Annotated in this window: 19 protein-coding genes; 9 read left to right on the top strand and 10 right to left on the bottom strand. The window is 35.2% G+C overall.

What is annotated here, in order from left to right; all coding sequences use genetic code 11:
- Complete coding sequence (locus tag HCN53_RS04360) at positions 1–1,038, top strand: isochorismate synthase (protein ID WP_167342151.1); 1,038 nt, start codon at positions 1–3, stop codon at positions 1,036–1,038.
- Here HCN53_RS04360 and HCN53_RS04355 read toward each other — a convergent pair.
- A complete protein-coding gene (locus HCN53_RS04355; protein ID WP_167342150.1) occupies positions 1,033–1,209 on the bottom strand; it encodes a hypothetical protein in 177 nt (58 codons plus the stop codon). The two genes, HCN53_RS04360 and HCN53_RS04355, sit on opposite strands and share 6 nt — an antisense overlap.
- Before the next feature lie 204 nt (positions 1,210–1,413).
- Here HCN53_RS04355 and menD point away from each other — a divergent pair, with 204 nt between their 5' ends.
- Positions 1,414–3,087 (top strand): 2-succinyl-5-enolpyruvyl-6-hydroxy-3-cyclohexene-1-carboxylic-acid synthase, encoded by a 1,674-nt coding sequence (menD, locus tag HCN53_RS04350; protein WP_167342149.1) that lies wholly within the window; start codon positions 1,414–1,416, stop codon positions 3,085–3,087.
- 51 nt (positions 3,088–3,138) lie between these two features.
- Complete coding sequence (locus tag HCN53_RS04345; RefSeq protein ID WP_042279379.1) at positions 3,139–3,474, top strand: DUF2853 family protein; 336 nt, start codon at positions 3,139–3,141, stop codon at positions 3,472–3,474.
- A gap of 56 nt (positions 3,475–3,530) precedes the next feature.
- On the opposite strand, the gene HCN53_RS04340 is transcribed toward HCN53_RS04345, so the two are convergent.
- The 3 genes from HCN53_RS04340 to HCN53_RS04330 form a co-directional block, all read right to left on the bottom strand.
- Positions 3,531–3,974: a c-type cytochrome gene (locus tag HCN53_RS04340; RefSeq protein ID WP_167342148.1), complete on the bottom strand. Its 444-nt coding sequence runs from the start codon at positions 3,972–3,974 to the stop codon at positions 3,531–3,533.
- Between the two features lie 22 nt (positions 3,975–3,996).
- Complete coding sequence (locus HCN53_RS04335; protein ID WP_167342147.1) at positions 3,997–5,190, bottom strand: PQQ-dependent sugar dehydrogenase; 1,194 nt, start codon at positions 5,188–5,190, stop codon at positions 3,997–3,999.
- 902 nt (positions 5,191–6,092) lie between these two features.
- On the bottom strand, positions 6,093–6,497 hold the full coding sequence (locus HCN53_RS04330; protein ID WP_167342146.1) for a DUF2452 domain-containing protein: 405 nt from the start codon (positions 6,495–6,497) through the stop codon (positions 6,093–6,095).
- Positions 6,498–6,862: 365 nt separating this feature from the next.
- Here HCN53_RS04330 and HCN53_RS04325 point away from each other — a divergent pair, with 365 nt between their 5' ends.
- Together HCN53_RS04325 and HCN53_RS04320 are read left to right on the top strand one after the other, a co-directional pair.
- Positions 6,863–7,123: a hypothetical protein gene (locus HCN53_RS04325; protein WP_042279369.1), complete on the top strand. Its 261-nt coding sequence runs from the start codon at positions 6,863–6,865 to the stop codon at positions 7,121–7,123.
- A gap of 31 nt (positions 7,124–7,154) precedes the next feature.
- Complete coding sequence (locus HCN53_RS04320; RefSeq protein WP_167342145.1) at positions 7,155–7,988, top strand: 1,4-dihydroxy-2-naphthoyl-CoA synthase; 834 nt, start codon at positions 7,155–7,157, stop codon at positions 7,986–7,988.
- Positions 7,989–7,997: 9 nt separating this feature from the next.
- Here the strand turns inward: HCN53_RS04320 and HCN53_RS04315 are convergent, their stop codons facing one another.
- Both HCN53_RS04315 and gcvT read right to left on the bottom strand, forming a co-directional pair.
- Positions 7,998–8,780 (bottom strand): sugar nucleotide-binding protein, encoded by a 783-nt coding sequence (locus tag HCN53_RS04315; protein ID WP_317168814.1) that lies wholly within the window; start codon positions 8,778–8,780, stop codon positions 7,998–8,000.
- 41 nt (positions 8,781–8,821) lie between these two features.
- Complete coding sequence (gcvT, locus tag HCN53_RS04310; RefSeq protein WP_167342144.1) at positions 8,822–9,904, bottom strand: glycine cleavage system aminomethyltransferase GcvT; 1,083 nt, start codon at positions 9,902–9,904, stop codon at positions 8,822–8,824.
- Positions 9,905–10,031: 127 nt separating this feature from the next.
- Between gcvT and HCN53_RS04305 the strand changes: the two genes are divergently transcribed.
- Both HCN53_RS04305 and hutH read left to right on the top strand, forming a co-directional pair.
- Positions 10,032–11,567 carry an NAD(P)H-hydrate dehydratase gene (locus tag HCN53_RS04305; RefSeq protein ID WP_167342143.1) on the top strand — a complete coding sequence of 512 codons (1,536 nt, stop codon included), beginning with the start codon at positions 10,032–10,034 and terminating at the stop codon, positions 11,565–11,567.
- Positions 11,568–11,610: 43 nt separating this feature from the next.
- Positions 11,611–13,101, top strand: a complete 1,491-nt coding sequence (gene hutH / locus HCN53_RS04300; RefSeq protein ID WP_167342142.1) for a histidine ammonia-lyase — start codon at positions 11,611–11,613, stop codon at positions 13,099–13,101.
- Here the strand turns inward: hutH and HCN53_RS04295 are convergent.
- Positions 13,098–13,505, bottom strand: a complete 408-nt coding sequence (locus HCN53_RS04295) for a hypothetical protein (protein WP_042279359.1) — start codon at positions 13,503–13,505, stop codon at positions 13,098–13,100. The two genes, hutH and HCN53_RS04295, sit on opposite strands and share 4 nt — an antisense overlap.
- Before the next feature lie 197 nt (positions 13,506–13,702).
- Positions 13,703–16,252, bottom strand: a complete 2,550-nt coding sequence (locus HCN53_RS04290) for an ATP-dependent Clp protease ATP-binding subunit (protein ID WP_167342141.1) — start codon at positions 16,250–16,252, stop codon at positions 13,703–13,705.
- A 319-nt stretch (positions 16,253–16,571) separates the two neighbouring features.
- On the opposite strand from HCN53_RS04290, the gene gyrA reads away from it, so the two are divergent.
- Entirely contained in the window at positions 16,572–19,082 is a 2,511-nt protein-coding gene (gene gyrA / locus HCN53_RS04285; RefSeq protein WP_105019183.1) for a DNA gyrase subunit A, read from the top strand.
- Between the two features lie 13 nt (positions 19,083–19,095).
- Positions 19,096–20,268, top strand: coding sequence for a tetratricopeptide repeat protein (locus HCN53_RS04280; protein ID WP_167342140.1), 1,173 nt, complete (start codon positions 19,096–19,098; stop codon positions 20,266–20,268).
- Between the two features lie 83 nt (positions 20,269–20,351).
- On the opposite strand, the gene HCN53_RS04275 is transcribed toward HCN53_RS04280, so the two are convergent.
- Together HCN53_RS04275 and HCN53_RS04270 are read right to left on the bottom strand one after the other, a co-directional pair.
- Positions 20,352–21,104, bottom strand: coding sequence for a C40 family peptidase (locus tag HCN53_RS04275; protein ID WP_167342139.1), 753 nt, complete (start codon positions 21,102–21,104; stop codon positions 20,352–20,354).
- Between the two features lie 3 nt (positions 21,105–21,107).
- Positions 21,108–22,283: an acetyl-CoA C-acyltransferase gene (locus HCN53_RS04270; RefSeq protein WP_167342138.1), complete on the bottom strand. Its 1,176-nt coding sequence runs from the start codon at positions 22,281–22,283 to the stop codon at positions 21,108–21,110.
- Positions 22,284–22,347 lie beyond the last annotated feature (64 nt).

Below are 22,347 nucleotides of genomic sequence, written 5' to 3'. Positions count from 1 at the left end.
GTGAACAGTCCTTTCTTACATCAAGTATCACAACTTTTAGCCCAAGAGTTACCCTTTTTTGTACTTAAAAAAAGTAATGAAAATCGCGTCAATTTATTCTATCAATCTGATCAAGAATGGCATAGAACTACACCTCTTGAAGAAGATTATATTGTATTTGCTCCTTTTTTAAAAGAACAACATAGTGTTTATATACCCGTAGAAAATAGTATAAGTTTTCCTTGGACGCATCAAAAGATTGAAAGTACTCTTCCAGAATTTGATAAAGAAGTAAATAAAGATGAGTATATAATGCTTGTTAACAAGGCTATTAATAATTTACAAGAAGGAGACTTAAAGAAAGTAGTGCTTTCGCGAAAGCAAACTATTCAAAGTCATTTGTCACAAGTAAAATTACTTGAACGCCTGCTCAATTTGTACCCAACGGCAAACAGCTACTTTTTTTATCATCCTAAAGTAGGTGCCTGGATGGGAGCAACTCCAGAATTATTATTAAAAATCGAAAACACGACTTTAAAAACCATGTCATTGGCTGGAACAGTAGCTTATGATGGAGTGACCGATATTTATTGGGGAAAAAAAGAGAGAGAAGAACAACAGCTAGTCACTGATTATATAGTTGAACAACTCAAAATGACTGATGCAACAGATATTGAAACATCACAACCTCAAACTGTACAAGCAGGAGCAATTTGTCACTTAAAAACTGATATTAAGGCACAAATTAACCCAAATGATATGTATAAGTATCTTAATGCTTTACATCCTACACCAGCTGTATGTGGTATGCTTACAAAACAAGCTTTGCAATTTATTAAAGAAAATGAAGGATACAACAGGTCCTTTTATACGGGCTATTTAGGAGTGGTGAATAACAACAATAAGAACGCAGAGTTTTTTGTCAATTTAAGATGCATGGAACTGAATGATAAAACGGCTACATTGTATGTGGGTGGCGGCATAACAGCATTAAGTCATGCCCAAGCAGAATATCTAGAAACAGTGAATAAAATGGGTACTATGCTTCGTGTTTTATAAAATACTTCTAAAAGCAGTACGTATTAAACTGGTCTTGAATGAGAAGGATTTTGCATACTGAGCATTTCTTCTAAATGATAGTATGATACTATAAAATGCTTTTTTACCATAGATTCCCGTTTGATAGAAAAGTACAAAACTGTAAAAAATCAAGTATTTTATAAGGATCATAATTGGGCTGATTTACACTTTAAATATCGATAAATTTTATGGACCTAGCAATTTTTAATTTCCCAAATACTGGATTATTTTTCTGATTTGCCGTTTATTTCGATTAAAGACGTTTTAAGATAGACCAAAAGAGTATCGAGCTTAAGCTTTAATTAAGCGTTAATATCAAGGAAATGTAATTGCCTGCTATTACCTTTGTGGTATATGTTGCCAGAAATAATTCATGCCCAGCAGGTAGTTTTGCTTTTTAAGAAACGACAAATTAAGCATATTGTGATATCTCCAGGATCACGTAATGCACCACTTACCATCGGTTTTACTGAGGATAGTTTTTTTACCTGTTATAGTATTGTAGATGAACGTTGTGCAGGACATGTAGCTCTAGGAATGGCACAACAGTTAAGAGAACCTGTGGCTCTTTTATGTACAAGTGGTAGCGCTTTGCTCAATTACTATCCGGCAGTTACTGAGGCCTATTATAGTGAAATACCTTTAATCGTTTTAAGTGCCGACAGGCCGCCGCATAAAATAGATATAGGAGATGGTCAAACCATAAGGCAAAAACACGTTTACTCCAACCATATTTTATACGATTGCGAGCTTACCATGATTCATGATAAAATACAGGTAGAATCAATCGCAACTAATGAAAGATTACTTAATAAAGCCTTAAACACCACCATAGCTAGGTCTGGTCCAGTTCATATAAACATTCCTTTTGAAGAACCGCTGTACAATAGAGTAGAGAAGTCTACCATTAAAGACGTTAAAACTATTGACATCCTTAAAGAGGAAACATCAATAATTCCAGATGAATTCTATAAACATTGGGATAATAGTTCTTCAAAATTAATCATACTTTCAACCTTAAATGTTGACGTTCTTACTGAAGCCGATTTAAACAAACTTACATCAGATCCTAGTGTTTTAATCATGAGTGAGGTAGGATCCAATATCCGACATGACAAAGTGGTATGGGGAATAGATACCTTAATAGCTCCTATTGAAAATATAGATGAGGAAATTACTCACCTACAACCCGATATGGTGGTAACTATAGGAGGAATGATTGTAAGTAAAAAAATCAAACAATACTTACGCAAGTTTGAAACCAAAATTCATTATCACGTAGGAAAAAGAAGAGCCTATGATACTTTTTTTAAACTTGCTGGTCATATAAAAGTAAAACCTTCTACATGGGTTCAATCCTTACATACTAAAACTGTAAATAGTCAATATCAGGAATACTGGTTGAAAACTTTTAAGAATAGAATTGAAAAAAGGAAATCCTATTTTGAAACTATGCCTTGGTGTGACTTTAAGGTTTATAAATTGTTATTCCAGAATCTTCCTGATAACATACTACTTCAATTAGGTAATAGCAGTACGGTGAGGTATGCTCAATTATTTCCTATGAATACCTCACATAAAATTTATGCAAATCGTGGAACAAGTGGAATTGATGGAAGCACCAGTACGGCTATAGGAGCAGCAATGGCAAGCGACAGACCCTGCATTTTTATTACCGGTGATCTTAGTTTCTTTTACGATTCAAATGCATTATGGAATAACTACATACCCAAAAACTTTAAAATCATAGTTATCAATAATTCTGGTGGTGGTATTTTTAGAATATTACCAGGCCATAAGGATACTCATGAATTTGATACGTATTTTGAAACCAAACATGATTTAACTGCTATACAGTTGTGCGAGATGTACCATATAGGGTATCACAAAGTAGGTGATGAGGCCGCTTTCGCGAAAGCGTACCAACAATTTCTATCAAAAAATGATAAACCACAATTGTTAGAAATAGTTACTCCAAGTAAAGTGAATGACGAGATTTTATTAAATTATTTTAAATTTTTACGATAACATTTATTTAACTAACTTTAGCCTTTAACTTTTTAACTAACGAACATTATTATGAGTAAATTTGATGAAAGAGTAGAGAAGTACGTTAAAGCTTACAAGGAAAAAGTAGGTGGAAAACTGGACGAGGAACTACTTAGAAAGGTTACTAAGGGATTAGGTCCTTCTATTTATAATAAAGATGCTGAAACCGTAAGCGCAGAAAGTAGTGAAATGCAACGTGTGGTAGACAACTACTTGAAAAAGAAATTAGGTTTATCAGGTGATAACTTAATGGATTCTGTTGAAGCTGTGATTGAAAAGTACGGAAAAAGTGAACGAGCTAAATATCGTGCTATTATTTATTACATGCTTTGTGTACACCACGGTAAGGAGTCAATTTACAATTAAGACTATACTATTATATAATAAAAGCCCATCACACTGTGATGGGCTTTTTCATTATATTATTTTTTAATTTGTTGGACCTCTTCAACGGTAACCATCTTTTCAGTTGGATTCCAGGTGTCAATGATATAATTAAGTACATCGGCAACCTCTTCATCATCTAGACCTTGGTACTGCATTATATTGTTATAAGTAACTCCATTTACTACAATTTCTCCCTTTAGGCCATATTTAACGGCATGAATACTTTCTTTACGTTTACCAGTGATCCAGTCACTAGGATTGAGCGGTGGAAATGCTCCTGTAACTCCTTTACCATTAGTCAGGTGACAGGTAACACATAACTCTCTATAAATTTCTTTACCGCGTTGGGCGCTTTTTTCAATCGCTGTAAGTTCTTTCTTAGTCGGTTCTTTTAACTTGATTGTTTGTTTCTTTTCTTTATCTGTTCCACATGAGCACAGTATAAGTGCAGTAAATAAACAAGCTAATATATTTTTCATATCTGAAAATTTAGATTAATCATTAATTAGGTGTTATACGATAAATACCCTCTGATTCCACTGAAATGTATATGTAATTATCTGGACCGATGGAAACATCTCTTACGCGACCAATACCGTCAGCTATTTTTTCTCGTTTGGTCACTTTTCCATCTACGTTGTATAAAAGTTCTAGGTATTGAAACTTTAATGAACCAGCTAGATAACCTCCATTCCAATCTCCATAAGCTTGGTTATTAATTATGGCAAATCCACTAGGTGCAATACTAGGTTTCCAATACCAATCGGGTTGTTGCATTCCTTCTTTTTGAGTCAAATTTGTAAAAGTAGAACCGTCATAATTGATTCCATAACTAATTACAGGCCACCCATAATTAAGTCCTTTAACAATAGTATTAATTTCATCACCGCCACGTGGTCCATGTTCATGATCCATAACTTTACCAGATATAGGATGAGTGGTAAGCCCTTGTGGATTTCTATGACCATAACTGTAAATGGCAGTTTTGGCACCTGATTCATTTACAAATGGATTGTCTTTAGGAATAGATCCGTCGTCCATTATTCTATAAATCTTTCCTCCATCTCTTGTTATATCTTGTGGGTTTTCGTCACGATTACCGCGATCACCAACACTAAAGTATAAATGACCTTCCTTATCCCAAGTAAATCTAGAGCCAAAATGTTGTCCAGCTTTTGTGTTAGGTACAGCCTTGTACAAGACGTTAAGATCCGTAAGTTCATCATTAATTAATTTTGCTCTGGCTATAGTTGTATTTCCACCAGATCCCTGACCTGATGTACTTGCATAACTTAGATATATAAATGGCTGCTCCTTATAATTAGGATGAACAGTTATATCCATCAAACCACCTTGACCACGTATATACACCTCTGGGATATTTTTTATTTCATAATTCTTCTTGCCATCAAAGCGAAAAACCTGGCCCTGTTTGGTAGTGTATAATAGCTCATTATTTGGCAACCAATCCATTCCCCAAATGATACCATCGTTTTCTAAAACTTGTTTGATTATGTAATCTTTTTGATCATCAATAAGTGGTACATCGGTATCAGGAACCTGATTATTCGAATCTGCGACTGTCACATTTTTATTGATATTATCGCTAGACTGTGCGATTTCCTTTTTAGGTGAATCTTTGCAGGCAACAAATAATAGTATAGAACAAACTGAAAAAAAGTATAGTAATTTCATAAAAGCCGAATTAAAAAATAAAAGTAACTTGTTGTAATGGGGTTAAAGTTAAAATAATAAAAAAATCCCCAAGTTGTTCACTTGAGGATTTTGGGCTAATTCAAATAAATCTCCTACTTATTTAAAGGTGTACCGCCTTTTACGGTTCCAGTTATCAGCATAAGTAGGCAAATTGCTGATTCTGTTATTAGTTTGAGCTTGTGCGTTTAAAAAACTGTTCTGTGTATTTTTCATTTTTCTATTTATTTAATTATCAAACAAGATGCCATTTTCCTGCATCGTTAGATGAGTATTTCTGTGATTTCTTTACTGCCGTTATTTTCGGTTTTTGAGTGAGTAAATTGGATAAACGTTTCGTTAACTTCATAGCATTACTTTCATTTATAATAGTAGACGTATTTAATGTCTGTTTGTTACTATTATAAATGTTATTATCATGTTAAATAAAAAAAGCCTCTTAATAACTAAAAATTAAGAGGCTTTATCGGTTTTTTGGTTGTCGATTTTTATCGATAACGTCTTTTACGATTCCATTCATCAGAATAAGTTTTTGTGTTACTTATACGGTTATTGGTAGCTGCTCCAGCATTTAAGAAACTCGGATTTTTCATAGTATTTAGTTTTAAAAGGTAATAATCAGTTTGGTTTTTAAGACAGTGCCCATTCTTCAAATGTGAAAACACTTGGGTTTGATTCTTTTCTTTTTCTAGAAAGAAGAGGGAAGTCTGTCGTTAAATCAGTTAAGCGGTCTGTAATTCTCATGATCTTTTGTTTTGCGGTTACAATTACATGACGACCAATAAATTAATTTGTTACAGTACTGTGTAATACAAAGTAGTAATTTAACAAATTATACGATGTAAATAATGAAATTATCGATGAAATGAAGTGATGTTCAGTGATTATGACACCAGTTCCCAGATTTTTTCTGACGAAAGTCTAAAGGAGCCTACAAAATCCCAGTTACATTCGTGTGGTGCTATAACCGAAAGAAAAGTATTTTGTTTTTTGTCACGATATAGGTGGTAGGTTTCTCCAACTATTGGTTCAAAAGAAAAACGTGAGCCGTATACAAGTTGGTTTGCTTCAAATTTTGAAACCATGGCTTCATACTGCGCCTTTAATTGATCAAATTGCGACTTGAATTCGTGGTTAACCTTATTAATATTAGATTGTTTCCATGAAGTGATGTCGGGTGTAGTTATTTTAGGAGCTCCTACACCACTTGCATAGGGAAGTAATGCAGCATTGTACTTACCCGTTTCTTCATCATAAACTACGCTATCCGGTTTTTTCTCCTTGCTCATGATACAAATTTACAAGCAATCAATATATTTTGTGTAAGATTAACAAGAATTTCTTAAACGAAAATCGAGATAGTTGCAGCTATCTCGATTGAAAACAAAATAAATTCCCCTACAAATTTATTTATGTCTAAATATACTAATTTTCATTGGTGTCGTCATCCCTCATTTTTTAAAGGTATCCTTTTATTTTCTGAATTGAGAGCATGGTCGTTTCAAGCCAGCTGTGTAAATAAATAATATGAGGGTATTTATATAATCGCTTTCGCGAAAGCGAGCTACTCACATATATTAATATCTATAATGAGGAATTGATTATTCAAGATGTAACTTTCTAGTCGCCCATAATACCTATAACAAAACGATTTATGAAATTCATTGATTTTGCTCCAAAAGCTGTATCTAAAACATTTTGGAAAGGTACAACCTATGAAACATTGGACGATGTAATGCCTAGAGTGGAAGAGTGGTTGCGCAAAAATTATTCATTTGAAATAATTAATGTAGAAACTATAGTACAACAATTTCCTAGAGGTAAAGAGTTGAATTCTAAAGCAAGTTATCACTTGAACCTTCATAGTGGTATCACAATTTCAATGCAAATTATACGAGTTTGGTATAAAGACTAGTTTTATCTTTGCAGTCCTTAATACTACAATTATGAACTGGAAAACTGCAATCGAATTTGAAGATATTACTTACAAAAAGTCCAATGGTGTAGCTCGTATAGCGTTTAATAGACCAGAGGTGCGTAACGCTTTTAGACCTAAAACCGTAAGTGAACTTATAAAAGCATTTTATGACGCTCAAGAAGATCTTTCGATAGGTGTAGTTATATTAACTGGTGAAGGACCATCACCTAAAGACGGTGGTTGGGCATTTTGTAGTGGTGGTGATCAACGAGCACGTGGAGTAGATGGTTATAAGGATGATGAAGGAACAGGTCGATTGAATATTCTTGAGGTTCAACGTATGATACGTTTTATGCCAAAGGTGGTAATTTGTGCGGTACCTGGTTGGGCTGTAGGCGGTGGTCATAGTTTACATGTAGTTTGTGATATGACACTGGCCAGTAAAGAGCATGCTATTTTTAAACAAACAGATACCGATGTAGCAAGTGTAGACGCTGGTTATGGTAGTGCTTATCTAGCAAAAATGGTAGGTCAGAAAAAGGCTAGAGAAATATTCTTTTTAGGAAAAAATTATAGTGCTCAAGAGGCAATGGATATGGGTATGGTTAATGCTGTCGTACCACATGATGAACTGGAACAGACTGCATACGACTGGGCACAAGAAATTCTCAAGAAATCGCCTACAGCGATAAAAATGGCAAAATTTGCCATGAATGCTACCGATGATGGAATGGTAGGACAGCAAGTTTTTGCAGGCGAGATGACCCGATTAATTTATATGACTGATGAAGCTCGAGAAGGACGCAACGCATTTCTAGAAAAACGAGCACCTCAATGGGGTGATAACAAGTACATCCCTTAATCAAAAACCTTAAGCAGGCTTTTCACAACTTTTTACTACGTCATCAATCGTAAATTGAAGATGTTTAGGTAATAAATTGTCCTTTGGTAGGACACTTAATTGCCTGTCGTCATTTGAGTCAAATACGTGTTTGAGTAAAGGATTTTCAAAGCCTATTGTTATCGCAATGTCTTTAACCAATTCACTGTGATGTATAAGATCATTACTTCCTAAATGAAAAATACCTCGCCTTCTGCGATTTATGATGTAATGAATTTGTTGAGTAAGCTTTTGAATATAGGTAGCATTGATTACAACGTTTGAAAATACTTCAATGGCCTCTTTTTTCAATAATTGTCCTTTAATAGCCTTAAGTCTAGGACTGTTGTAACCGTAAATCATAGGAATACGGCAAATCACATATTTTTGTGGTGGTAATCTTAAAAGTGCGTTCTCTATTTTTATTTTGAATCTCCCGTAAATACTTTCCGAAAAAGTTTTGTCGTATTCGTAACTGGGAAAATTTGTGAATCTGTCAAAAACATTGGCACTTGATAAAAAAATGAGACGACAATTACTTTTGTTAACATAATTCATCAATTGGTTATGAAGGTACAATTGACTATTTACATTTCCTCTTACACAGCTTATAATAAATTCTGGATGTAGTGAGTGTAAAAGGGTGTCTACCTCTTCTTGCTCCATATCAAACCAATGAAAATGCTGGTTAGATTCATAACCAGCATTTTCAGTTTTATATGTTGCGTGTACATTATAAAATGGAGCAAGTTCTTTATAGAGAGCATTTCCTATAAAACCACTACCTCCTAAAATCAGTATTCTTGAAATAATTCTTATTTTTTGTAGAATGGTAATTTAACAACTGTTGCAGGTATTAACTTTTTACGAACCTGGATGTGTATTTTGCTACCAGGCGTTGCAAAAACTGGCGGTACGTAACCCATTCCTATTCCTTTGCCTAAGGATGGTGACATGGTACCGCTAGTAACCATTCCCAAATCTTGTTGGTTACTATCTTTGATTTCATAACCACCACGTGGTATTGCCCTTTCATCCATTTCAAAGCCTACCAATTTGCGATCTACTCCTTTTTCTTTATGCTCCAATAGCTGTTCGTGGTTTACAAACTCTTTGGTATATTTAGTAACCCAACCTAGTCCTGCTTCATAAGGAGATGTCATTTCACTGATATCATTGCCGTATAAACAATAGCCCATTTCTAACCTTAGAGTATCTCGGGCTGCTAGACCAATAGGTTTAATATTAAAACTAGCACCAACTTCTAGTACCTTATTCCATATTTGTTTTACTTCCTTATTCTTACAGTAGATCTCAAATCCACCAGATCCTGTGTAACCCGTTGCGCTTATGATCACATGATCGATTCCTGCAAAATCTCCTATTTCAAAATGATAAAATTTGATAGCGCTCAAATCAACGCTGGATAAGGCTTGCATTGCTTCAACAGCTTTGGGACCTTGTATGGCTAGTAACGAATAGTCTTCACTTAAATCACGCATGGTTGCTCCCATGGTGTTGTATTTTGAAATATGATCCCAATCTTTTTGAATGTTTGAGGCATTAACGACGAGCATATATGTTTCGTCTTTAATTCGGTATACAATCATATCATCTACAATACCACCTGTCTCATTAGGTAAATAAGCATATTGTGCACGACCAACAGTTAATTTAGAAGCATCGTTTGATGACACTTTTTGCACCAATTCTAGTGCATTTGGACCTTCAATAAGAAATTCTCCCATGTGGGATACGTCAAAAACTCCTACGTGATCTCTCACAGTTTGATGTTCTATATTAACACCTTCATATTGTACAGGCATATTATAACCTGCAAATGGTACCATTTTGGCTCCTAATTCTATATGTGTATTGGTAAGTGCGGTATTTTTCATAAATCCATTATTCTGTAGAACAAATGTAAGAAGTCAACACTGTAATCAATGGTACTTTTTAAAGAATATTAACCCTATTTAAAAGCTGTTACAAAAAGCTTATTTTGCAATTCTAAATTATAAGGTTTTGAAAATATTAAGCGGCGAGCAATTAGCTCAGGCAGATGCTTCTACAATACAAAAACAGCAAATTTCAAGTATTGATTTAATGGAGCGTGTTGCCACTCTTGTCTTTGAACGTTTACATCAACGACTTAATGGAGCTCCTGTTCCTATTAAAGTATTTTGTGGAATAGGTAATAATGGTGGTGATGGTCTAGCAATCGCAAGACATCTCATCCAGCATGGATATCATGTAACCACTTATGTTACCAACTGCAGTAAAAAGCGCAGTAAGGATTTCCTTGTAAACTATGATAGAATTAAGGAGGTTACAAAAGACTGGCCTATTCTATTAAGTTGTAAAGATGATTTTCCAGAAATAGGTCAACAAGACATCGTGATAGATGCGATTTTTGGTACAGGAATAAATAGGCCCATTGATGGTTGGATGGCAGAATTTGTTGAGCACATTAATAATTCAAGAGCCTTTAAAGTAGCTGTTGATATGCCTAGCGGCTTGTTTGCAGATCAAGCGCAAAATGATGCGCCTGTTATTCGTGCCAATCATACTTTTACCTTTCAAACTCCTAAACTATCTTTTTTCCTTCCCGAAACAGGAAATTTAGTAGGTACTTATGAAGTGATTAATATTGGACTAGATCCGGAATATATGATGCAGGTACAGCCACTTGCAAATCTTGTAGACAAGGATCTAGCCCAGCGCATGTATAAAAATCGCAACCCTTTTTCTCATAAAGGAGATTACGGTCATGTGCTTGTTATGGCTGGTAGCGAAGGCAAAATGGGAGCGGCAGTTCTTGCTTCTGGGGCAGCAATAAATGCAGGTGCTGGAAAAGTTACGGCTCTTATTCCAGAAGACGGTAATACTATATTACAATGCTCGGTTCCAGAGGTAATGAGCATTTTAAGTTCTGGCGAATCTCACATAACTAATTTTGATCACGAATTACAGAATTATGTTTTATGTGTAGGTCCTGGTCTGGGATTAAAAGATGATACTTTCTCCGCTTTCGCGAAAGCGATATCTAAACAAGCATCACCGGTGGTTATTGATGCCGATGGAATCAATTTATTGTCAAGAGATCTAGATCTTTTAAAGAAAATTCCAGAAAACTCTATTCTCACGCCGCATGATGGAGAACTTAAAGGTTTAATAGGAGAGTGGAAAGGGAGCTATGATAAATTATCAAAAGCTCAAAAATTCTCTATGGAACATAAAGTCATTTTAGTCCTTAAAGGAGCATTCACTTTTACCGTTACACCACAAGGTATGTTTGTTAATGATTCTGGCAATCCAGGTATGGCAACAGCAGGCAGTGGTGATGTATTAAGCGGTGTAATAGCGGCATTTCTTGCACAAAAGTATGATCCAATTACTGCCACATTGTTTGGTGTTTATCTGCATGGAGCTAGTGGTGATCTAGCTGTTCAAACCTATGCACATGAAGGTCTTAAAGCTAGCATTATTAGCAATTTTATAGGACCAGCCATTCTTAACTTATTTAGACAACCACAGCAACAACCACCACAGCAGCAATAAATTATTTAATCAAAACTACAAAACTTAACATCTACCAAGACTTATGAAGCATACAATATCATCTGCTCATATTAATAAAAACAAACTATCCGAGATTGCTTTTCAAGTAACTGAATTAGAACTATCGGAAGATGCCAAGCAACGAATTTTAAAAGGTCGCAAGTACCTCGATGAAAAATATGGCGCCATGGAGGCGCCTACTGCATACGGTATCAATACTGGGTTTGGTTCCTTATGTGACACTCGCATTGAACTACAAGATATAGAGAAGTTACAGAAAAACTTAATCATATCACATGCTTGTGGTGCCGGCAAGCCTGTTCCTAAGGAGATTATAAGGATCATGCTTTTTTGTAAAATACAAAGTCTATCGTACGGCCATAGTGGAGTAAGTATAGAAGTTGTTGAAAGGTTGATTTTTTTCTTTAATAATGATTTATTACCCGTTATTTATGAACAAGGTTCATTAGGAGCTAGTGGTGATCTAGCGCCACTCGCGCACATGGCTTTACCGTTGCTAGGTTTAGGGGAAATATATATTGACAATGAAGTTAGAGATGCGAGCGCTTTGAAAAACGATTATGGTGTGGAGCCTTTGAACTTAAAGTCTAAAGAAGGTTTGGCCCTTATAAACGGTACTCAATTCATGCTTGCTTATGCTATTAATGGATTATTGAAGGCAGAACAGCTATGGAACTGGTCTCACATCACCGCTTCATTATCAATCGATGGGTTTAATTGTTCATTATCTCCATTTTTACCTCAAAGTCATCTAATTAGGCCACATGCTGGACAATTAGAAAGCGCTCAATTATTACTAGACTTACTAGATGGAAGTGAGATAGCACAGGATGCTAAGGATAATGTACAAGATCCATATAGTTTTAGATGCGTACCACAGGTACATGGTGCTAGCAAGGATACTTTAAACTTTGTTACTAAAACCATTGTTACAGAACTCAATTCAGTTACTGATAATCCTAATGTTTTTCCAGATTCAGATGAAGTGATTTCTGCTGGTAATTTCCATGGTCAACCACTTGCCTTAGCTTTGGATTATATGGCAATCGCTCTTAGTGAAATCGCAAACATAAGTGAGCGACGTACCTTTCAGTTAATGAGTGGTAAAAGAGGACTCTCTTCTTTTCTTGTGCACAACCCAGGCTTGAATAGTGGGATGATGATCATGCAGTATACTGCAGCCAGTATTGTAAGCAAAAATAAATCTCTAGCTAATCCTAGTTCTACTGATAGTATAGTATCCTCAAATGGGCAGGAAGACCATGTGAGCATGGGAGCAAATGCAGCAGTTAAATTATATGAACTTTTAGATAATTGTCAAACTGTTTTGGGAATTGAACTTATCGCTGGAGCAGAATCTCTTTCTTTTAGAAAAAAACAAACCTCTCCATTTCTGAAGAGGATAGTTAATTCTTTACGTGATTATGTGTCTCAACTCGATGAGGATCGTATCATGTATAGCGATATAAAAGCTGCTAGAATATTTCTTGAAGAAACTAAAATTGATTTTTAAACCAATTGATATTTGAGCTCTTTATTTCTTATAGAGTTTTCAATTTGTTTATTGGTCCATATAAGTGCATCCTCTGGGGTAATGAATGATTTAAGCTTTCCTGGCTTAAAAAATTTTGCTTCTAGAGCGATGCTACTCATTCCATAAATTCTATTTTCAACTATTGCCACACTACATAGATTGTCAAATTTTTTATTTTCTAAATGTATCATTGGGTCTACAGAATAGTTGTTCTCTCTTACACTTATATAACCTATAGGATGATGAACCCCATAATGATAAACGATATTATTTCTTAAAGTCTCGTTCAATTTTTTATCAAAGTGAACTCCTTCGTTGATTGTTCCAATTACAAGATCTGGGTAAAACTCAAAGCGGCCAAAATCTAAATCTACTGTTTTCATATTCCCTATTTTTAATTGATGGAGTAAATGTATTTTGATACCTAATCATTATTAATTTTGGAAAATCATTTAGCTTACTATTCGATTAAAAACATGTTTTTAGGATTTGAAGTTATTTGTTTTTAACAATTGTGCAATAAATAAAAAAAGGCCACTCTAAAAAAGAGTAGCCTTTTATAGCATATATTAAAAATAACTTATTCCGTCGTACTTGCTTTTTCAATATTAATGACAAGTTCATTGGTTTTTTCATCCAAGTCCATAGATATTGAATCTCCTTCTTGAAGTTGATTATTAACAATTTCCTCTGCAAGAGTATCTTCAATATGTTTTTGAATAGCTCTTTTCAAAGGCCTAGCACCATACTGTTTGTCAAAACCTTTATCGGCAATATAATCCTTTGCTTTCTCGCTTAGTTTTAATTCGTATCCTAAATCTTTGATACGTGCTAGTAATTTTTCTAGCTCGATATCAATAATTTTATGAATATCCTCTCTTTCTAAAGCGTTAAACACAATTACATCGTCAATTCTGTTTAAAAATTCAGGAGCAAATGTCTTTTTAAGGGCAGCTTGAATAACACTACGCGCATTCTCATCTGCAGCGCTCTTACGAGCTGCTGTACCAAATCCTACACCTGAACCAAAATCTTTAAGTTGTCTAGCACCTACATTACTTGTCATAATTATGATGGTGTTTCTAAAATCGATTTTGCGTCCTAAACTATCGGTAATGTAACCATCGTCAAGAACTTGCAATAACATATTAAAGACATCTGGGTGAGCTTTCTCAATTTCATCCAATAGAACCACGCTATATGGTTTTCTACGTACTTTTTCAGTGAGCTGTCCACCTTCTTCATAACCTACATATCCTGGAGGCGCACCTATAAGCCTGCTTATAGCAAATTTCTCCATGTATTCACTCATATCAATTCTGATTAATGAGTTTTCAGAATCAAATAGCTCTTTGGACAAAACTTTAGCAAGTTGTGTTTTACCTACACCAGTTTGCCCTAGGAATATAAAAGATCCAATTGGTTTATTAGGATCTTTTAAACCAGCTCGATTACGTTGAATAGCTTTTACTACCTGTTTTACAGCCTTTTCTTGCCCAATTACTGAACTACCTATAGTTTCATTAAGGTTGCTCAATTTCTTCATTTCTTGGGTAGCTATTCTGTTAACAGGAATACCTGTCATCATGCTTACAACTTCAGCCACGTTTTCTTCGGTAACTGTATCCTTATGATTTTTAGAAGCTTCTTCCCAGGCATCTTGAGCATCTTTAAGCTGTTGTTCTAGCTTTTTCTCATCGTCTCTTAATCGGGCAGCTTGCTCATACTTTTGTTTTTTAACAACATTAGTCTTCTCCTCGCGTACTTCTTCCAGCTTTTGTTCTATTTCGACAATTTGGTCTGGAACTTCGATATTTGTAATATGAATTCTTGAGCCTGCTTCATCTAAAGCGTCTATAGCCTTGTCTGGCAGAAACCTATCGGTCATATATCTATTGGTCAACGTTACACACGCTTCAATAGCCTCAGGCGTATACTCTACATTATGATGATCTTCATATTTCTCTTTAATATTGTTAAGAATAGCTATAGTTTCCTCAACGCTAGTTGGTTCTACCATCACTTTTTGAAAACGTCGTTCAAGAGCGCCATCCTTTTCAATACTATTACGATACTCATCAAGAGTTGTTGCACCTATACATTGTATCTCACCACGTGCTAGCGCTGGTTTAAACATGTTTGAAGCATCTAATGACCCAGCAGCACCACCAGCGCCGACTATGGTGTGAATTTCATCAATGAATAAAATAATATCATCATTTTTTTCAAGCTCATTCATTACCGCTTTCATACGTTCTTCAAATTGACCTCTGTATTTCGTACCAGCAACTAGGCTAGCAAGATCAAGAGTTATCACTCTTTTATCATATAAAATACGTGAAACTTTACGTTGAACGATTCTCAGGGCTAAACCTTCGGCTATAGCACTTTTACCAACTCCAGGTTCACCTATTAATAAAGGATTGTTCTTTTTACGTCTACTCAAAATTTGAGATACACGTTGTATTTCTTCCGTACGACCTACAACAGGATCAAGTTTGTCGTCTTCTGCTAGTTTGGTTAAATCACGTCCAAAATTATCTAGAACAGGTGTCTTACTTTTCTTGCTACCTTTTTTATCGGCATTTCCTGAGAATAAGTTTTCTCCATCATCCTTACCTGCTTCATTAGAATCATCATCGCTAAAACTTTGTGCGAGTGGTTCATCAGTGTAATTATCATCTTCAGACAATAAGGTTTTAAACTCCTCTTTTACACCATCGTAATCTACTTGCATTTTGTTGAGCAATTTAGTCGTAGGATCGTTTTCATTGCGTAAAATGCACAATAGTAAGTGTGCAGTATTAATAGAGGAACTTTGAAACAGCTTTGCTTCTAAAAAGGTTGTTTTAAGTGCTCTTTCTGCCTGTCTAGTGAGGTGCAAATTCTTTTTTTCATTTGCTTTCAATTCCGAACTAGGATTTGCCGGACTCAATATTTCTACTTTTCTACGTAGTAAATCTAAATCGACACTTAAATTTCCTAAAATTTGAATGGCCTTTCCATCTCCATCTCTCAAAAGACCTAACATAAGATGTTCAGTGCCTATAAAATCGTGACCTAACCTTAACGCCTCTTCTTTGCTATAGGCTATCACGTCTTTGACTCTCGGTGAAAAATTATCATCCATATAACTTGCTTCTTTGGCTAAATTTAATGAATTAAATCGTTCAAAAGCCGTACCGTTTTATAAATTACGGTTAATATAAAGTTTAAGTGGTTGGGTTCGCTTTCGCGAAAGCGTAATAAAACACCTGATTTGAAACTATTTAAACGCAAGTAGTCTAACTTTAAAACATGATTTTAGGCATCGTTAATCTAAGTTAAAACTTATAAACAGGATTTCTTAAAATGTGTTAATAAAAAACAGGATAAAGTAGGCCTAAACCCTTATAAATACTAGCTGTTTGCTTATCTTGCTTGTTCATAATTTAAAACACTGATAATTCATGGCAGATGGAGAAAAGTTGATCCCGATTAATATCGAGGATGAAATGAAGTCAGCATACATCGATTACTCGATGTCGGTCATAGTGTCACGTGCACTGCCAGATGTGCGCGATGGGCTAAAACCAGTTCACCGTAGGGTTCTTTATGGAATGTACGAGCTAGGTGTACTATCTAATAGAGCTTACAAAAAAAGTGCAAGAATTGTAGGAGAGGTACTTGGAAAGTACCATCCTCATGGAGATACATCGGTATACGATACAATGGTACGTATGGCGCAAGAATGGTCATTGAGGTATATGATGGTTGATGGTCAGGGTAACTTTGGTAGTGTAGATGGAGATCCACCTGCAGCCATGCGTTATACTGAAGCCAGAATGCGTAAAATAAGTGAGGAAATGCTCGCTGATATCGATAAGGAAACTGTAGATACTCAACTTAATTTTGATGATACGTTAAGCGAGCCTACTGTTCTTCCTACAAAAATACCTAACCTGCTCGTAAATGGAGCTAGCGGTATTGCAGTAGGTATGGCTACTAATATGCCACCTCATAACTTATCTGAAGTGGTAGATGGTACAATCGCCTACATTGAAGATAACGATATTACAGTGGATGAACTCATAAACCATGTAAAAGCACCAGATTTTCCAACAGGTGGAATTATTTACGGTTATGATGGAGTAAAAGAAGCCATGCATACTGGGCGAGGTCGCGTTAAAATAAGAGGTAGAGCACGTATTGAAGAGGTAAAAGGACGTGAATGTATTATCGTTGATGAGCTGCCATATCAGGTAAATAAAGCTGATATGATTAAGAAAACAGCCGATCTTATCAACGAGAAAAAACTTGAAGGAATCTCTTCTATAAGAGACGAATCCGACCGTAAAGGTATGCGTATCGTATATGTTCTTAAAAGGGATGCTATACCTAATATCGTAATTAATAAATTGTATAAGCATACTGCTTTACAATCAAGTTTTAGTGTGAATAACATTGCTCTTGTAAACGGTAGACCGCAATTACTTAATGTAAAAGAGATGATCCATTATTTTGTGGAGCACAGACATGAGGTAGTAACTCGTAGAACAACGTTTGAATTGCGTAAAGCTGAAGAACGAGCACATATCCTTGAAGGATTAATTATTGCTAGTGATAATATCGATGAGGTTATTGCACTTATACGTTCCAGTAAAAATGGAGAAGAAGCACGAGAAAAGCTAATTAAGCGTTTTGAACTTTCTGAAATTCAGGCTAGAGCTATCGTTGAAATGCGATTAAGACAGCTTACAGGACTAGAACAAGATAAATTACGATCAGAGTATAACGACCTTTTAGAAACCATCGCAGACCTTAAAGATATTCTTGCTAAAAAAGAGCGTAGAATGGCTATTATTAAGGAAGAACTTCTCGAGGTTAAAGAGAAATTTGGTGATGAGCGCCGATCAAAAATCGAGTATGCTGGTGGTGATTTGAGCATCGAAGATATGATACCAGATGAGCAAGTTGTAATTACAATTTCACATGCAGGTTACATTAAGCGTACTAGTTTGAATGAATATAAAATTCAGAATAGAGGTGGAGTAGGACAGAAGGCAAGTACAACGCGTGATGCAGATTTCCTGGAAGATATTTTTATAGGAACAAATCATCAATACATGCTTTTCTTTACTGAAAAAGGTAAGTGTTTCTGGATGAGAGTCTATGAAATACCAGAAGGTAGTCGTACTTCCAAAGGTAGAGCTATACAGAATCTAATTAATATTGAGCAAGACGATAAGGTTAAGGCAGTAATTTGTACTCAAGATCTTAAAGACGAAGACTATATTAATAGTCATTATGTGATAATGGCTACTAAAAAAGGTCAGGTTAAGAAAACTTCTTTAGAACAGTACTCAAGACCTCGTTCAAATGGTATTAATGCAATTACTATTAAGGATGGGGATACCTTGTTAGAAGCAAAACTAACGACTGGAGATAGCCATGTAATGTTAGGATTGAAGAGCGGTAAAGCAATTAGATTTGATGAATCAAAAACTAGGCCTATGGGTCGTAGTGCGAGTGGAGTTAGAGGAATAAGACTTGCGCACGACGATGATGAGGTTATAGGAATGGTATCTGTAAATGATATGGATTCTAATATTCTTGTCGTTTCTGAAAAAGGATACGGTAAAAGGTCAAGCCTAGAAGATTATCGAGAAACTAATCGTGGAGGAAAAGGTGTAAAAACAATCTCTGTTACTGAAAAAACAGGAAGTTTAGTGGCTCTTAAAAATGTAACTGACTCTGATGATTTAATGATTATCAATAAGTCTGGTGTTGCGATTAGAATCAATGTCTCTGACCTAAGAGTTATGGGAAGAGCAACACAAGGAGTAAGGCTTATAAACTTAAAAGGTAACGATTCGATTGCTGCAGTTGCAAAAGTTGTTAAAGATGAAAACGACGACGATAGCCTTGAGGCAACGGAAAACGATGGCACAACTGTTGTTACCGATGATAGCGAAGAATAACAAAAATTTTAAAATGAAAAAAATAGTAACTATTATGTTTCTTTTTTGTGCAGTAATTGCCACTGCACAAAAGAAGCAATTCAAAAAAATAGCAAAGGCAGTAGATAGAAATGACATCGCAACTGCAATGGAAATTTTCAATACTCTAAATGAAAATGAAATAGAAGCTGATTATAAAGATGAATATGCATTTTACAATGCATTCACTCTTTTTACAAATGCACCTGACGATGTTGATCAGCTATTATTAGCTATGGATGAATTGAAAAAAGCTGAAGAGTTAGGATTTGATGATGAGGTTAAATTTAGTTTTGTTGAAAGTTTAGGAAGACAATTGCTAGTTAAAAATGCAAGTAAATTAGCAAATTCAAATCCGCAAAAAGCTCTTTCAATAGTTAAAAAACTAGCTTCCTTTTATCCAGATGATCATTCAATGAAATTTAATGCTGCTAATTTAGCGTACTCCACTGGAGAATTTGATGAGGCTTTATTTTACTATGAAGAATTGTTTAATAATGGTTTCTCAGGAGAGCAAGATATTTTTAAAGCTACTAGGGTAAAGGATGGGAAAGAGGAGATATTTCCTAATAAAGTCTTAGTAGAAGCTGCTATTGCTAAGGGAGAATACAAAAATTTAATAGTTGAGAAATCACCTTCTAATAGAGGAGTAATAGTTAGTAATTTAATCTGGCTTTACAAAAACTCTGGTCAAGATGCCAAAGCAAAAGAGGTTTTTGTAAATGCGTTTGATAGATATCCAAATGATGAATCTTTGAAAATAAACAAGGCAGATATGTATTTAACCTTGGGTATGATGGATGAATATAAAAAAGCTACTAAGGCGCTTGTAGATGAAGTTTCGGACCCAAAAGTTTTTGATAATCTTGGATTAGCCGCCGTTCAAAATAAAAATTATGATGAAGCTATTAAATATTTTAATTTAAGTTTATCTAAGAACCCTGATAATTTTGTTACCTTATATAATTTAGGCGCTATATATTTAGAAAAAGGAAACTTGGATTCTACTTCGTATGATGATCAAGAAAAGTTATACAAAAGCGCAATCGATGTTTTTGAAAAAGCTTTAAAAATCAAGCCGGAAAACGCAAACGTAAAAGGTACTTTATTAAGCTTATACGGAGCACTTGAAATGCAAGATAAAATCGATGCTCTTCAAGGAAAATAAAAAGTTTAAATTTCACGCTTTCGCGAAAGCTTAAAATAAAGATTATTAAAAAAGCCTCTCAATATTATGAGAGGCTTTTTTAATTAGATAATTTTTTTGATTACCCTTAACTTGTGAGTATGCGAATTACTTTCTACATTGAAAATACCACTTTGATCTAAGCGATCTATTCTTATCTTGCCGTGGGCATGGATAATGTAATTATCTTGCATAACGACTCCTACATGAGTGATTAAGCCTTCTTTATTATCAAAAAAGGCCAAATCACCTGGTTCTGATTCCTCTATAAAGCTTAAAGCTTCGCCAATATTTGCTTGCTGTGAAGCGTCTCTAGGAATGGAATGCCCGTTCAATCTATATACTAATTGTGTAAATCCGCTGCAATCGATACCCAATGGATTACGTCCACCCCATAAATATGATGTATTTAAAAAGAGTAAAGAGTTTTCGACTATTTTAGATTTTTCAATTTCTGCAAAATCACGATATTCTCCATTAAACGTGTCTCCTAAAAAAGCAGAAGAGCTTATTTGCGCACCAATACATATTGTAGATAACGATCCATCTTCATGTGTTACATGAGAAATTAAATCAGTACAATATGATTTGGGAAGTTGATGAATGCTATGATAGTCTTCTGACTCAATTTCCCTCAATTGTTTATTATCTATCCAACCTTCATATTTATCATGTGCAAGTCGTATCCTAGACCAACTTTTTCTTGGTTCGATAATTTTGAATATTTCCCCATATAGTACCTGAGATACTAGCTCACTTTTGTCACTAGCTTCAGCTCTTAACGGAGCAATTGAAATTGGGCAAATACCGTATCTCATGTATTATAACATTTCTATAACCATAGCGCTTGCACCACCGCCGCCGTTGCAAATAGCAGCAGCTCCTAATTTTCCGCTTTCTTGTTTAAGCACACTTAATAATGTAGTTACTATACGAGCACCGCTACAGCCTAATGGATGCCCTAGTGAAACCGCACCACCATACACATTAACGTTCTTATCATTAAGTCCCAATAGCTTCATATTTGCTAATCCAACAACTGAAAAAGCCTCATTGAATTCAAAATAATCTATTTCATCTTGAGAAACACCTGCTTTACTTAAAGCTTTGGGTAAAGCTTTTGCAGGAGCAACTGTAAAATGCTCAGGACTCAGTGCTGCATCTGCATATCCTTTTACGTAAGCAATTGGACTAAGACCTAATTCTTTAGCTTTATCTTCACTCATCAAAAGTAACGCGGCAGCACCATCGTTGATCGTAGAGGCGTTTGCCGCTGTCACTGTACCATCCTTAGTAAATGCAGGGCGTAATGAAGGTATTTTATCCATTTTGACATTAGAGTATTCCTCATCTCTATCAACTACCAAATCATCACCACGGCGCTGTGGGACATGAACTGGAACTACTTCATCACTAAACTTTCCATTTGACCAAGCTTCACTAGATCTGTTATAAGATTGAATTGCAAATTTGTCTTGATCTTCTCTTGTAAAACTATGGTCGATAGCACACTGGTCAGCACATACTCCCATAGCATTTTTATCATAGGCATCAATTAATCCATCTCGCTGCATTCCATCGACTAGAGTGCTAGGGCCAAACTTTGTAGCATTTCGTAAGTGTGTATAATGTGGTATTTGACTCATGTTTTCCATTCCACCTGCAATGACAATATCAGCGTCTCCACAAGCTATTGATTGTGCTGCCATCATTATAGATTTCATTCCACTCGCACAAACTTTATTTACAGTAGTACAAGGAGTGTTTTTTGATATACCTGCTCCTAGAGCTGCTTGTCTAGCAGGTGCTTGACCCGTATTTGCTTGAACAACGTGACCCATAAAAACTTCTTGAACGAGGTTTGGATCAATCCCAGATTTATCTATTGCTCCTTTGATTGCTATGCTACCTAATTGTGTTGCAGGGATGGTTGATAACTTTCCCATAAAGCTACCAATAGGTGTTCTTGCGTAGGATACAATTACTACTTTATTCATGATGTTTATCTTTACCTGCGAAAATACATAAAAACACTGCTTTTTAAAATTGTAAAGTGGTTAA

This window comes from Nonlabens sp. SY33080 (genome assembly GCF_011784885.1).
In the GTDB taxonomy this organism is placed as follows: Bacteria; Bacteroidota; Bacteroidia; order Flavobacteriales; family Flavobacteriaceae; genus Nonlabens; species Nonlabens tegetincola.
The sequence above is the reverse complement of the archived record's forward strand: the minus strand, read 5'-3'. Positions and strand labels throughout refer to the sequence as shown.